Annotated in this window: 12 protein-coding genes; 3 read left to right on the forward strand and 9 right to left on the reverse strand. The window is 69.2% G+C overall.

Annotated elements, in window-relative coordinates:
• Positions 1 to 14 precede the first annotated feature (14 nt).
• The 9 genes from AB4851_RS26025 to AB4851_RS26065 all read right to left on the reverse strand — a co-directional run bounded on the left by AB4851_RS26025 (position 15) and on the right by AB4851_RS26065 (position 10227).
• Complete coding sequence (locus AB4851_RS26025) at positions 15 to 1010, reverse strand: sigma 54-interacting transcriptional regulator (RefSeq protein ID WP_414449384.1); 996 nt, start codon at positions 1008 to 1010, stop codon at positions 15 to 17.
• 956 nt (positions 1011 to 1966) lie between these two features.
• Entirely contained in the window at positions 1967 to 2605 is a 639-nt protein-coding gene (locus AB4851_RS26030; RefSeq protein ID WP_414449385.1) for a TetR/AcrR family transcriptional regulator, read from the reverse strand.
• Positions 2606 to 2669: 64 nt separating this feature from the next.
• Positions 2670 to 3911, reverse strand: coding sequence for an MFS transporter (locus tag AB4851_RS26035; RefSeq protein WP_414449386.1), 1242 nt, complete (start codon positions 3909 to 3911; stop codon positions 2670 to 2672).
• 108 nt (positions 3912 to 4019) lie between these two features.
• Entirely contained in the window at positions 4020 to 4466 is a 447-nt protein-coding gene (locus tag AB4851_RS26040) for a MaoC family dehydratase (RefSeq protein WP_414449387.1), read from the reverse strand.
• A 51-nt stretch (positions 4467 to 4517) separates the two neighbouring features.
• Positions 4518 to 5693, reverse strand: coding sequence for a thiolase family protein (locus AB4851_RS26045; protein ID WP_414449388.1), 1176 nt, complete (start codon positions 5691 to 5693; stop codon positions 4518 to 4520).
• Positions 5690 to 6136: a Zn-ribbon domain-containing OB-fold protein gene (locus AB4851_RS26050; RefSeq protein WP_414449389.1), complete on the reverse strand. Its 447-nt coding sequence runs from the start codon at positions 6134 to 6136 to the stop codon at positions 5690 to 5692. Before AB4851_RS26050 ends, AB4851_RS26045 begins: the two co-directional genes overlap by 4 nt.
• Positions 6133 to 7290 carry a thiolase family protein gene (locus AB4851_RS26055; RefSeq protein ID WP_414449390.1) on the reverse strand — a complete coding sequence of 386 codons (1158 nt, stop codon included), beginning with the start codon at positions 7288 to 7290 and terminating at the stop codon, positions 6133 to 6135. Before AB4851_RS26055 ends, AB4851_RS26050 begins: the two co-directional genes overlap by 4 nt.
• Positions 7287 to 9248 carry an acetoacetate--CoA ligase gene (locus AB4851_RS26060; protein ID WP_414449391.1) on the reverse strand — a complete coding sequence of 654 codons (1962 nt, stop codon included), beginning with the start codon at positions 9246 to 9248 and terminating at the stop codon, positions 7287 to 7289. Before AB4851_RS26060 ends, AB4851_RS26055 begins: the two co-directional genes overlap by 4 nt.
• Before the next feature lie 175 nt (positions 9249 to 9423).
• Positions 9424 to 10227 (reverse strand): GntR family transcriptional regulator, encoded by an 804-nt coding sequence (locus AB4851_RS26065; protein ID WP_414449392.1) that lies wholly within the window; start codon positions 10225 to 10227, stop codon positions 9424 to 9426.
• Between the two features lie 353 nt (positions 10228 to 10580).
• Here AB4851_RS26065 and AB4851_RS26070 point away from each other — a divergent pair, with 353 nt between their 5' ends.
• From AB4851_RS26070 to AB4851_RS26080, 3 genes are all read left to right on the forward strand, one after another.
• Positions 10581 to 11369: an SDR family NAD(P)-dependent oxidoreductase gene (locus tag AB4851_RS26070; protein WP_414449393.1), complete on the forward strand. Its 789-nt coding sequence runs from the start codon at positions 10581 to 10583 to the stop codon at positions 11367 to 11369.
• Positions 11370 to 11385: 16 nt separating this feature from the next.
• Positions 11386 to 12057: an L-fuculose-phosphate aldolase gene (locus tag AB4851_RS26075; protein ID WP_414449394.1), complete on the forward strand. Its 672-nt coding sequence runs from the start codon at positions 11386 to 11388 to the stop codon at positions 12055 to 12057.
• A 62-nt stretch (positions 12058 to 12119) separates the two neighbouring features.
• Positions 12120 to 13145, forward strand: a complete 1026-nt coding sequence (locus AB4851_RS26080) for a sugar ABC transporter substrate-binding protein (protein ID WP_414449395.1) — start codon at positions 12120 to 12122, stop codon at positions 13143 to 13145.
• The last annotated feature ends 111 nt before the right edge of the window (positions 13146 to 13256 follow it).

Here is a 13256-nt window from a genome sequence, read left to right on the forward strand (position 1 = left end):
GCCGCCAGCTTACCTCAATCACCCATGGCCGCCTGATTCGCGCGCTCCCGCTCCAGGCCGTGCTTGCGCACCAGCTTGCCGAACGCGCTGCGCTCTTCCCCCGCCAGCCGCGCGGCATGCGAGAGATTGCCGTTGGCACGCGCCAGCAGCCGGCGCAGATAATCGACCTCGAAGCTGGCGATCGCGGCCGCACGCTCGGTGCGAAACGGGCGCGGATCGCCGTCGGCGGCCAGGGTATCGGCGGTGGCGCCGGCCGGGCTGGCCGCGCCGAGCCGCACGCCGGCATCCTCGCTCATCAGCACGGCGCGGTGCACGGCATTTTCGAGCTCGCGCACGTTGCCGGGCCAGGTGTGTGCGCGCAGATAGGCCTGTGATTGCGGATGGAAATGCAGCGCCGGCTTGGCGTAGCGCGTGCGCAGCCGCGCCAGGAACGCCTCGGCCAGTTCGAGCGCGTCGCCGGTGCGTTCGCGCAGCGGCGGAATGCGCAGGGTGACCACGTCGAGCCGGTACAGCAGGTCGCGCCGGAACTGGCGCGCGTCCACCCGTTCGAGCAGATCGGCATTGGTCGCGACGATCACGCGAACGTCGGCCTGGCGTGTTTTCGCGCCGCCGACGCGGCGGTAGCTGCCGTCCTGCAGGAAGCGCAGCAGCGCCGCCTGGGCTTTCAGGCCGAGCGCGTCCACCTCGTCGAGGAACAGCGTGCCGCCTTCGGCCTCGCCGATCAGGCCGTCGCTGACGAGCTTGGCATCGGTAAACGCTCCGCGTTCGTGGCCGAACAGTTCGCTCTCCACCAGCGCCTCGGGCAGCGCCCCGCAATTGACGGGCACGAACGGGCCGTGCCGCCGCGCGCCGAGATAATGCATCGCGCGCACGGCCAGTTCCTTGCCCGTCCCGGTCTCGCCGAGCACGGTGACCGGCACGTCGACGCTCGCGATTTTCTCGATCTGCTGCCGCAGCGCCGCCATGGCCTCCGACGATCCGATCAGGTTGAGACGGGTGAACTGATTCATACGCACTCCAAAGCTGGTGCCGATGACCCGTGACGACGCGCAGGCAACTGGCGTCGCGGCAGATCCGTTTATTGTCGGGCGGTGCGGTCCTGCCACGGAACCGGGTGAAAAACGACCCACAATTCACCGGTAACGAACGCCCCCGTAACAGCACCGACTTATTCGGCACTCAGCGTCCCGCGCGGCCCCAATGCTAATTAAATTCGACCGGAGTGAGAAGCCCGATCAGAAAAAAATCGACGGCAATCCGTATTGCATTGCAGCGGCCCGGCGCATGCGCAACCGGTTGTAATCGGAATGCAATGTGGCGTAATGGAACCGCGGCCGGCCTCTCTCGACGCAGCCGAACCCTTGGATTACGGGGCTGCGCGCGAAAACTTTAGGCGATTCGAGAAAATTGTCGCGATGCCTCGGTCTTGCGCGGATGCGGTTCGATCACAACCCCGCCGCGCAAACGATTATCCGATCCCAATTTCGCGTAAATCCATATCAATTTCAAATCTCACTGCTGCCTATGCATTAAATCTCTTTTTGTTTTTATATTCGGAGAATCGGCAAATATGTTTGAAATTTCCACTATGGCGCGGAGCATGCGCATGCTCGATCGAGTTTCATGTCGGCGCACTTCGGCCTGCCGGCATGCCGGGGTCGCACGCAGGCATGGATCGGGAGCGTCAGGGCGCGAGCCGAGACCGGGCGGGCCATATCGACGCCCGCGCTTCGATCTCCGAGGTGGCCAAGATAGCCGACAGGCCGGCGAGCGCATCGATTGCTTCGGATTGCGACATATTTTTTCGCGGCCAGAAAGGGTTGTCGCGAATCAACGCGACGATCGGCGTGGGGCGTGGCAGCGGTGGCCTGGCCATTTCGTGCTCGACCTTGCGCCCGATCTCGCGCCAGGCTGTCGGCGCGCATCCGAACCCGATTCGCGGCGCGCGTGGCGTGATGCGCCGACGTTATTCGAACGACGGACCCTCCCCATCCGACGCGCGGATATCGAGCATCCGCAACGCCAGCTCGTTGAGGCGCTCGGCGATGTGCGCCGGCGTCAGCTTGCCGTTGGTGCGCAGCCACAGGTAGCTGTAGTAGTACATGCCGAGCACACCCTTCAGCACGATCGGATCGTAGGGGCGGAATTCGCCCAGCTCCGCGCCGTCGACCATCGCGTCGCGCCACACCGTCTCGTAGCGGCTGTGCAGCGCGAGCACCTCCGAATGGCGCGGTTCGGTCAGCGAATGCACCTCGCGAAAGCACACCGCCAGTTCCGATTGATGCGAGGCGATCTTCAGCACCAGATGCCGGCCCAGCATCACGATGCGCTTGCGCGGATCGGGCTCCGGGCGCACCACGCGATTGGCGAAATCGGCCAGATCGGTGATGTATTCGCGCGTGATGTCGTACAGCAGGTCTTCCTTGCTGCGGATGTGATGATAGAGCGCGCCGCGCCCGAGTTGCACCGCCTCGCCCAGTTCGGTCATGCCGATCGCGTGATAGCCGCGCTCGGCGAACAGGCGCGCGGCGATCTTGAGAATGCGCTCGCGCTGCCCGCCGGCTTCTTCGCGCGGCCCCTGCCCGCGTGGTTCTACGGTGCCCATGTCGATTCCTGTCGTGCTTGGTTTTCCCGGCCCGGCGCAAGGCCGGGCACGGCGTATCAGCGCGCTATTGTACCGGTTGGTCCAGGCGCCTGCGTGGCCGCGCCAGTGCGGGCGCGAAGCCGATCAGGCCGAGCACCGGGCCGGGCAGCAGCAGCCACGCCGCGTCGAGGCCGGCATGCTCGAACAGCAAGGTGGTGGCCGGGATCGCGACCACGGTGATCGCGAAACCGATCGAGTTCTGGATCGCCAGCGCGCTGCCCATCCGCTCGCGCGGGCAGGCGCGCGCCGACAGCGCCGAGAACTGCGGCGAATCGGCGATCACGGCCGCGCCCCACACCAGCATCAGTCCGAACAGCGCGGCGGGCGGCAGCACGCGCCAGCCCAGCGCGAACGCGACGATGCACAGCCCCGACAGCGCCAGCGCACCGGCCGCCACCCGCTCGCTGCCGATGCGCCGCGACAGCGCCCCGCCCAGCAGGCAGCCGAGCGCGCCCGCGCCGATCACCGCGAAAGACAGCCCGAACACGCCGCCGGCCCGCACGCTGGTTGCCAGCGCGGCGCGCGCGATGAACAGCGGCACCACCGTCCAGAACGCGTACAGCTCCCACATATGGCCGAAATAACCGAACGCGGCCGACCGGAACGCAGGCACCCGGAACGCACTCAGCACGCCGGCCCGTGGCCCGCCAACGGGCACGGACCGCGCAGGCGCGCCGTCGCCGAGCAGGCCGATCAGCACCGCGCCGGCCAGCGCCAGCCCCGACGACGCGACGATCACGCCCTGCCAAGGCAGCGCCGCGCCGGCCACCCGCAGCAGGTGCGGCAGGCCGGTGCCGAGCGTGAGCATCGCCACCAGTTGCGCCAGCGCCGGGCCGGTGCGCTCGGGCGCCCAGCCCACCACGAGCTTCATGCCCATCGGATAGATGCCGGCCAGGCACACGCCCACGCCGAACCGCAGCGCCGCCCCGCTCGCCACGCCGTCGGCGAACCCGGCGAACCCGGCGTTGAACAGCGCGCCGAGGATCGCGCTCGCCACGAAGATCGCGCTGGCGCGGAAGCGGTCGGCCAGGCCCGTCAGCGACAGGCCCAGCGTGCCGAGGATGAAGCCGCCCTGCACGGCGCTGGTCAGCCAGCCGATATCGGTCGCGCTGGCGTGCCAGGCCCGCATCAGGTCGTTGGCGGCGCTGTTCGCGCTGAACCACAGCGAGGTGCCGAACAGTTGCGCCAGCGCGATGGTCGCCACCGGCCCGAGTTGCCGGACCGGCCAGGCGAGCCGCCGCGCCGCTTGCGGCTTGATCAGTTCCATGTGTCTCCGTGACGATGCCGTTTCATGTCGTGCCATTTCAGCAAGGCGGTGGCGATTAGGAATGCTGGGCATTTCAGGTCGTGCGAGGCTCCGGGGCCGGTCGATCGGTCAGCCGCGCTTGAGCGGCGTGGTGTAGGTGGTGGCGGTGCCGCTCAGGCATACGTCGCCGAGCTGATTGATCACGCTCACCTCGAGCGTGCAGATCGGCTTGTCGGCGCGCACGCTCTTGATCGACACGCGGCCCGTGACGGTATCGCCGACGAACACGGCCTTCGAGAATTTCAGCTCCATGCCGAGAAACACGCTGCCCGGGCCGGGCAAGTCCTCCGCGACGATCGCGTTCAACATGCCCGAGGTCACACCGCCCTGCACGATCAGCCCGCCGAACATCGAGTCGCGCGCGAGCGCTTCGTCGTAGTGCAGCGGGTTGCGGTCGCCGGTGATTTCGGTGAACAGCTCGATGTCGCGCATGCGCATCGTCTTGTTGCGTTCGGCGCTGGCGCCTTCCTTCGGCATGCCAGCCAGCGTCAGGGTCCAGCCATTCGATTCGCTCATTGCATCCTCCTTGTGGGTCGATTGGGATCGGTCGGAATCGGTTCGGAATGGTCAACAGAAATCGGCGTTCTCGATCAGCACGGCCATGCCCTGGCCGCCACCGCCGCACAACGAGGCGATGCCGCGTCGCACGCCGCGCCGGCGCATCTCCAGCGCCAGCGTCAGCAGCAGCCGGAAGCCCGACGCGCCGAGCGGATGCCCGATCGCGATGGCCCCGCCGTTGACGTTGACCACCTCGGCCGGCAGCCCCAGCTCGCGCATCGAGGCGATTGCCACGCCGGCGAACGCCTCGTTGATCTCGTAGAGATCGATATCGGCCGGGCGCAGGCCCTGCCGCGCCAGCAGCTTGCGGATCGCGATGGCGGGCTTCAGGTGCAGCGTGGCGTCGGGGCCGGCCACCCAGCCCCAGTCGACGATGCGCGCGAGCGGCCGCGCGCCGCCTTGCGCGAGCGCGGCGGTAGATACCACAAGCCCGGCGCTGCCGCCGTCGGACATCTGCGATGCATTGGCGGCGGTGATGGTGCCGTCGGGGCCGAACGCGGGCTTCAGCGTGGCGAGCCGCTCGCGCGTGGTGTCGGCGCGGATGCCCTGGTCGGACGCGACCCTGCCGCTCGCGGTGGCCACCGGCGCGATCTCGTGCGTCTCGCGCCAGGCGGCGCTGTGCGCGGCGCGTTGCTGCGACAGCGCGGCCCAGGCGTCCTGCGCCTCGCGGTCGATGCCGAGCGCCCGGTTGCAGGCGTCCGACAGCACGCCCATCGATTGCCCCGACAGCGCGCAGCGCAGCCCGTCGCTGTCGAGCGCGCTGCGCGGCTCGGCATCGGCCTCGGGGTCGAACGGCGACGCCAGCACGGCCGGCGCGCGCGACATCGAATCGAAGCCGCCGACCAGATAGCGCGCGCCCTCGCCGCCGCGAATCCGCCGCGTCGCGTCGCAGGCGGCTTCGAGGCTGGCGATGCAGACGCTGTTCAGCGTCAGCGCGGGCGTGACGGGCGCGACGCCGGCGCGCGTGCTGGCGATGCGGGCCGGGTTCTGCCCCAGCCCTGCCTGCACCACGCAGCCCATCAGCACGGCGTCGGGCGCGGCCGCCTCGGGATGGCGCGCGATCAATGCGCGGATCGCCCGCTCGCCCAGGTCGAGCGAGCCGAGCGGGGCCAGCGCGCCGCGGTATTTGCCGAACGGCGTGCGTACCCCGTCGAGCAGCCAGGCGTCCTGCGGCAACGCGCTCATGAGCGGGCCTCCGCAAGCGCCGCCGGCTCGTCCGGCGCGAAGAACGGCAGCACATGCCGGCCGACCTGCATCGGCCGCATCCGCACCGCCATGCCGACGCGCGCCGCATCGGGGTGATCCAGCAGCAATTGCGACAGCATCGTCGGCCCTTCTTCCAGTTCGATGATGGCGATCACGTACGGCGCGGCGGCGGCCCACGCGAAATGGCCGGGGCGATGAATCGCCGAGAAGCTGCGCACCGTGCCGCGCCCGCTCGCGGGCTGCCAGCTCACGCGGCCGCTCCAGCAATGCGGGCAGTGCGCGCGCGGATAGAACAGCGCGCGGCCGCAATCGTCGCAACGCTGGAGCAAGAATTCGCCGCGTCGCACGGCGTCCCAGAACGGCGCGCTGATCGCGCTCGGAATCGGGCCGGGCACGTCGAGCGTGTTGAAGAGATCGTTCATGCGTCGGCTCCCAGCACCAGGGCGGTGGCCTCGCTGACGGTCGCGCCGTTGCCGGTCACGAGCGCCGTCTGCGCGTTCGGAATCTGCCGGTCGCCGGCCGCGTGGCGCAACTGGCGCACCGCCTCGACGATATGCGTCATGCCGCCGGCCAGATCGGCCTGGCCGCAGCCGAGCTGGCCGCCGTGGGTGTTCAGCGGCCGGTCGCCGTCGTGGCCGAAGCGGTGCTCGTCCATCCAGTGACCGAAGCGGCCCGGCGCACACAGGCCGGCATCCTCCAGCGTCAGCGCGACCATGATCGTGTAGCAGTCGTACAGCGACAGCAGGCTCATGTCGTCGGCGGCCAGCCCGGCGCGCGCCAGCGCCTGCGCCATGGCGGGCTTCAGCGGCCCGCTGGTCAATTGCGTCATCTGGCTGATCGCGCGGTGCGTGACCTTCTCGCCCGCGCCGAGCAGATGCACGGGCGGATGACGCAGCGTGCGCGCGCGCTCGGCGCGGGTCACCACCACGGCCGCACCGCCCGCCACCGGCATGACGATTTCGAGCAGGTGCAGCGGGCTGGCGATGACCGGCGAGGCCAGCACGTCGTCGATGCTGGCCGGCTGGCCAAAGAAGATCGCGTTCGGGTTGCGCTGCGCGTTCTCGCGCGCGATCGCGGCGATCCGCGCGAACTGGCGCGGTGTGGAGCCGAACTCGGCCATGTGGCGCTGCATCGGCAAGGCGTACGAAATATTGGCGCCCGACGCGCCGAACGGCACGTCGAATTCGCGGATCGGGTTGCGGTTCGGCGAGCGCGGCGCGGCCTCTTCGCGCACGTTCGCCAGCACGCACACCACGGCCTCGCACATGCCGGCCTCGATCGCCGCGGCCGCGCGCCAGACCATGCCCGCGCCGCTCGCGCCGCCCAGGTCCACCACGTTCGACATGCGCGGCTCGATGCCCAGATATTCGGCCACGGTGGCCGGCACGTGCTGCGGCGTCTCGCCGACCTGCGGGCCGACCAGCAGGCCATCGATGGCGTCCTTGCCGAGCCCGGCGTCGTCGGCCGCGCGGCGCACCGCCTCGGCGATGAACTGCAGCGTGGTCGCGCCCTGCGTGCGGCGCTGCGGCTTCAGTTCGGCGATACCGGCGATCGCCCCCATCGAGCGTCGATTCATGCCGGCTCCTTCGCGTAGAGCGCCGCGTATTCGGCCAGGCACTCGGGGTTGGACAGCGAGCCGAGGTTCTTCACCGGCACGCCCGCCACCACCGAGCGCGCCGCGCCCTCGACGCGCTTGCCGTTGATGGTGTACGGCACCGCGTTCACGCGATGCACGTCGCGCGGCACATGGCGCGGCGAGGCCTTGCCGCGCACCTCGGCGCGCAGCCGCGCGACCAGCGCCGCGTCGAACGCGAAGCCGGCCTTCATGACCACGCACAGCACGATCTCCTCGTCGTCGCCGACCGGCCGGCCGAACACGAGGCAATCCTCGATCTCGGGCTGCGCGTCGATCACGCGATAGATTTCGGCGGTGCCGATCCGCACCCCGCCCGGCTTCAGCGTGGTGTCGGTGCGGCCGTGGATCACCACGCTGGCGCGGCAGGTCTGCTCGGCCAGATCGCCGTGGGTCCAGATGCCGGGCCGCGCCTCGAAATACGCCGCGTGGTAGCGCGCCTCGCCGCCCTCGCCCCAGAACGTCAGCGGCGCGCTCGGGAACGGCTCGGTGCAAACCAGGTCGCCCTTGCGCCCGATCACCGATGCGCCGCGCTCGTCGAGCACGTCCACCGCCAGCCCGAGCCCCTTGCAGGCGATCTCGCCGCGCCGCACCGGGTGCAGCGGCGAGCCGAGCACGAAGCAGCCGATGATCTCGGTGCCGCCCGAAATCGACGCGAACATCATGTCGCGCTTGAGGTTGGCGTAGAGCCAGTCGAATTGCTCGGGCGCGACCGGCGCGCCGGCCGACAGCACGCTGCGCAGCGCGCCGAGCGCATGCGCGCGGCCCGGCGCGTAGCCGGCTTCCTGCAATGCGCCCAGATAGCGCGGGCTGGTGCCGAAATGGGTGATGCCGGCCTGTTCGGCCACGCGCCACAGCACGCCGTGATCGAGCCCGGCCTCGCGCTTGACGATCGGCGCGCCGTCGTACAGCACGACCGCGGCGTGGCTGGCCAGCCCCGAAATCAGCCAGTGGTACATCATCCAGGCGGTGTTCGTGTACCAGCTCATGACCTCGCCGGGCCGCACGTCGCAGTGCATCAGGTGCTCCTTGCGATGCTGGAGCAGCACGCCGCCGGCGGTATGGACGATGCCTTTCGGCAGGCCCGTGGTGCCCGAGGTGAACATCACGTAAAGCGGATGCGAGAACGGCTGGCGCGCGAATTCGAGCGGGCCGGCGCTCGCGCACAACGTGTCCCAGCTCAGGCTGTGCGCGGCGATGCCGTCGAGCGGCTGCGCGCCCTCGCCCGTCACGACCAGATGCGCCACGCCGGGCATGCCGGCCAGCACGGCACGCAGGTTGTCGTCGATCGGAAAGCGCTTGCCGTTGTAGACGTACGCGCGCGCCGCGATCAGCACCTTCGGCTGCACCTGGCCTACCCGGTCGACGATGCCGGGCGCGCCGAAATCGGGCGAACACGAAGCCCACACCGCGCCGATCGAGGCGCTGGCCAGCAGCGCGACCAGCGCATCGGCGTCGTTCGGCAGGATGCCGGCCACGCAATCGCCAGCGGTTACGCCGAGCGCCAGCAGGCCGTGCCGGGCCCGCGCCACGCGTTCGCGCAGCTCGCCCATCGCGATGCGCCGCGTCACGCCGGTTTCATCGGCCTCGACCACCGCGAGCCGCGCATCGTCGCCCACCAGCAGGTTCTCGGCGAAATTGAGCCGCGCCTCGGGATACCAGCGCGCACCGAACATCGCGCCGTCGGCCGAGCGTTGCAGCACCGGGCCGCCACGCTCGCCGATCACGCCGGCGTAATCCCACAGCGCATTCCAGAAGCCGTCGAGATCGCTGGTCGACCAGCGGTGCAGCGTGTCGTAGTCGAGCGGATCGAACCCGTTGGCGCGCGCGAATCGCGCGAGATGGGCGCGGCTCCATTCCTCGGGACCGGGTTGCCAGAGCGGCAAGGCATCGCGTTTCATAGATCTCCGTCAGGGGGCGGGGAATTCGAAGCGGGGTGGTTTCGGCACGCACAAGTACCGACTGATCGGTACAGTAAACAGCGTGACACGGCCCGTCAAAACATTTCCGGCCCGTCGCGGGTTTACGCCGACGCGGCGCCGGGCGGCCGTGCGCGCCCGGCGCCGCGCTGCATTTTCATGCGGCCGACGACGGATCGGCGCGCGTCTGCGCGGTGACGTGAATCCGGCTGAACGCCGTGCTGTACAGGCACAGGTAGTACTCGAGCGGCAGCCGGTCGGCCGTGCGGCCCACCGATTCGATCGACATCACCGGCTGCCCGGGCGGCAGTTCCAGCAGCCCGGCCTGGGTCTCGTCGGGCATGGCTGCCTCGAACCAGCGCTCGGACGATTCGATGCGCAACCCGTAGCGCTCGCGCATCACGCCGTAGGCCGACACGTTGTCGGCGATCAGCGATTCGAGCCCCGGCACGCGATGGCCGGCCAGCATCAGCCACGACAGCGCGGTGGGCCGGTCGTCGACCGAATAGAGCCGGTGCAGGCGCAGCACGTCGGCGCCGGGCGGCAGCGCCAGCATCTCGCGCTCGCGCTGGGTGGGCCGCGCCCGCTCGATCGCGAGCACCCGCGTCGTGACCTTGTGGCCGCGCCGGATCTCGCCGAACAGGCTTTCGTTGCGCGACGCGAAATCCACGTCGGTCTTGCGCGGCGCGACGTAGATGCCCTGCCGGGGCACCTTGGTGATGTAGCCGTCCTTGACCAGCGAATCGAGCGCGAGCCGCACGATCGGGCGCGACACGCCGAGCTGGTCGCACAGGTTCTGTTCGGACGGCATGCGCGCGTTGGCGCTGATCTCGGGATGGCGGATCGCCGCCTCCAGCACGTTCTTGACCTGCACCCACAGCGGCAGCGGGCCGCCGCGGTCGAATTGTTCGGGGCCGCCGAGCAGGTCCTGCATGGCAATCGATTCGATGATGTCTGGCATACGGTGGCAGTTCTGATGTTGGTTCGGATTATCGGCCAAGTTCCGCCGCGCGGCACCCCCGCCGCACGGCCCCGTCCCGGTGTTTCCCCTCAGGAAATTCATCTTGACAGCGCTGGAGCGCTTGACCATCATTCTGGTTATAACCAACTGGTAATAACCACGTCAAGCCCAACCGGCGCACGACGATACGGAGACGAAACAGGCAGCGCCCCCATCGCGGCGGCGCTCGGCCTGAGGCCCGACCCCGGGCCGGACTCCGGGAATTCACCGGTTTGGTCTGTACTGATCAGTCAATACGATTTCAGGCAACGTTCATCGCACTGCCCGCTCGCCGCGGGACCCATGAGGAACCCATGACGTCCACCCCGCTTTCCTATCCACAACGCTTCGATCTGTCCGGCACCCGCGCGGTCGTGACGGGCGGCGCCGGCGGCATCGGCTTCGAATCGGCGCGCGCCCTCGCCCAGTGCGGCGCCCGCGCGATCCTGCTCGATCTCGACGGCCGCGCGCTCGACGTCGCCTTGCAACGCCTGCGCGACGAAGGCCTCGACGCGGCCGGCCACACGCTCGACGTGACCGACCCCGACGCCGTCACGCGCGTGGCCGCCACGGTGCTGGCCGAGGAAGGCCGCATCGACACGCTGGTCAACAGCGCCGGCATCGCGCGGCTGAACCGCGTGCTCGACACGCCCGACGCCGAATGGCGCCAGGTGATGGACATCAACGTGAACGGCACGTTCTGGGTGTCGCGCGCGTTCGGCCGCGCGATGGTGGCGCAGCGCGCGGGCAGCATCGTCAACCTCGGCTCGATGTCCGGCCTGGTGGTGAACCGGCCGCAGACCGCCGCCGCCTACATGACGAGCAAGGGCGCGGTGCACATGCTGACCAAGGCGCTCGCGACCGAATGGGCGCGCGACAACGTGCGCGTCAATGCGCTGGCGCCCGGCTATGTCGGCACCGAGATGACGCTGGCGATGCGCGCGCGGCCCGAGCTGTTCGACGTCTGGCTCGACATGACGCCGATGGGCCGCTGCGGCGAGCCCGCGGAGATCGCCTCGGCGGTGGTGTTCCTCGCCTCGCCGGCCTCGTCCTACATGACCGGCTCGATCGTCTCGATCGACGGCGGCTACACGTCCTGGTGAGATGCGGAGACCGACCATGAACAGCCTCAACACAGCCCCCGCGCTCGGCGAAGCCGAACGCCAGATTCGCCAGTCGATCATCGACGCCTGCCGGCGCATGAACACGCTCGGCATCAACCAGGGCACCTCGGGCAACATCAGCGTGCGCCACGGCGACGGCATGCTGGTCACGCCGACCAGCATGCCCTACGACGGCATGCAGCCCGAGGACATCGTCTACATGCACGGCGACGGCACCTCGCAGGGCCGCCGCCAGCCGTCGAGCGAATGGCGCTTTCATCTCGACATCCTGCGCGCGCGGCCCGACGTGCAGGCCGTGGTGCACGCGCATCCGCCCTATTGCACCTCGCTGTCGATCCTCGAAAAGCCGATCCCGCCGATTCATTACATGGTGGCGGTGGCCGGCGGCAGCGACATCCGCTGCGCGCCGTACGCCACGTTCGGCACCGAGGAACTGTCCGCCAACGCGTTGCAGGCGCTGACGGACCGCAAGGCCTGCCTGCTCGCGCATCACGGCATGATCGCGACCGGCGCCACGCTCGACAAGGCGATGTGGCTCGCCGTCGAGGTCGAAACGCTGGCGCGACAGTATCTGACCTGCCTTCAGGTGGAAGAACCGCCGCTGCTGTCGCTCGACGAAATCCGCAACGTGATCGCCCGGATGGGCAATTACGGGCACCGCGACTAGCCTGGGCGACACGACGTCATCGCCGCATCATCGCCAGAACCCACAATCAGGAGACAGAAGCAATGCGAACCCGACAAGCACGCAGACAATTTTTCGTTCCCGCCCCGGCCGCCTGGCGGCTGCTGTCCACCGCGGCGGCGCTGGTCGCCGCGCTCGGCCTGGCCGCGCCGGCCGCGCACGCCGACCCGTCGCTGAAGGGCAAGCGCATCGGCGTGTCGATCACCGGCACCGATCACTACTGGGACCTGATGGCGTTTCGCGGCGCGCAGGACGAGATCAAGCGGCTCGGCGGCACCGCGATCGCGCTCGACGCCGGCCGCAAGGACCAGACGCAGATCTCCCAATTGCAGACGCTGATCGCGCAGAAGCCCGACGCGATCATCGAGATCCTCGGCAACGTCAGCGTGCTGAACCCGTGGCTGGAGAAGATCCGCGCCGCGAAGATCCCGCTGTTCACGATCGACACCGCCAGCCCCTATTCGCTGAACGTGACCACCTCGAACAACTACGATCTCGGCGCCGAAATCGCGCTGCAGATGGTGTCGGACATGGGCGGCAAGGGCAACGTGCTGGTGTTCAACGGCTTCTACAGCGTGCCGGTGTGCAAGATCCGCTACGACCAGATGAAGTACGTGCTGAACAACTACCCCGACATGAAGATCATCGAGCCGGAACTGCGCGACGTGATCCCGAACACGGTGCAGAGCGCCTATTCGAACGTCACGGACATGCTGACCAAATACCCCGCCAAGGGCTCGATCGGCGCGATCTGGTCGTGCTGGGACGTGCCGCAGATCGGCGCGACGCAGGCCGTGCAGGCCGCCAAGCGCACCGAAATCAAGACCTACGCGATCGACGGCAGCCCCGACGTGGTGAAGATGGTGGCCGATCCGAACTCGCCGGCCGGCGCGGTGGGCGCGCAGCGTCCGTACGAGATCGGCAAGACCTCGGCGCGCAACGTGGCCGCCTATCTGGCCGGCCAGCGCGTCGCGCCGTTCACGTTCGTGCCGGCCGTGCTGGTCACCAAGGAGAACGCCGGCGCCACCGCCAAGCCGATCCTCGACGACGCGGCCAAGGCCGGCAAGTAAGAAGGCCGTCGAACCGGCGTCAGCCAGGCAGGCGGCCGTGCGGCCCGGCGGGTACGGACGCACGGCCAAGCATCAGCGCACAGCGCGCCGTCATGCACGACGGCGCGCTGT

Source organism: Burkholderia sp. 22PA0099 (genome assembly GCF_047497165.1).
Taxonomy (GTDB): domain Bacteria; phylum Pseudomonadota; class Gammaproteobacteria; order Burkholderiales; family Burkholderiaceae; genus Burkholderia.

Bases quoted from the DNA above. Each gene is read 5' to 3' on its own strand.
- AB4851_RS26025 (WP_414449384.1), bottom strand. From the start codon at position 1,010: ATGAATCAGTTCACCCGTCTCAACCTGATCGGATCGTCGGAGGCCATG.
- AB4851_RS26030 (WP_414449385.1), bottom strand. From the start codon at position 2,605: ATGGGCACCGTAGAACCACGCGGGCAGGGGCCGCGCGAAGAAGCCGGC.
- AB4851_RS26035 (WP_414449386.1), bottom strand. From the start codon at position 3,911: ATGGAACTGATCAAGCCGCAAGCGGCGCGGCGGCTCGCCTGGCCGGTC.
- AB4851_RS26040 (WP_414449387.1), bottom strand. From the start codon at position 4,466: ATGAGCGAATCGAATGGCTGGACCCTGACGCTGGCTGGCATGCCGAAG.
- AB4851_RS26045 (WP_414449388.1), bottom strand. From the start codon at position 5,693: ATGAGCGCGTTGCCGCAGGACGCCTGGCTGCTCGACGGGGTACGCACG.
- AB4851_RS26050 (WP_414449389.1), bottom strand. From the start codon at position 6,136: ATGAACGATCTCTTCAACACGCTCGACGTGCCCGGCCCGATTCCGAGC.
- AB4851_RS26055 (WP_414449390.1), bottom strand. From the start codon at position 7,290: ATGAATCGACGCTCGATGGGGGCGATCGCCGGTATCGCCGAACTGAAG.
- AB4851_RS26060 (WP_414449391.1), bottom strand. From the start codon at position 9,248: ATGAAACGCGATGCCTTGCCGCTCTGGCAACCCGGTCCCGAGGAATGG.
- AB4851_RS26065 (WP_414449392.1), bottom strand. From the start codon at position 10,227: ATGCCAGACATCATCGAATCGATTGCCATGCAGGACCTGCTCGGCGGC.
- AB4851_RS26070 (WP_414449393.1), top strand. From the start codon at position 10,581: ATGACGTCCACCCCGCTTTCCTATCCACAACGCTTCGATCTGTCCGGC.
- AB4851_RS26075 (WP_414449394.1), top strand. From the start codon at position 11,386: ATGAACAGCCTCAACACAGCCCCCGCGCTCGGCGAAGCCGAACGCCAG.
- AB4851_RS26080 (WP_414449395.1), top strand. From the start codon at position 12,120: ATGCGAACCCGACAAGCACGCAGACAATTTTTCGTTCCCGCCCCGGCC.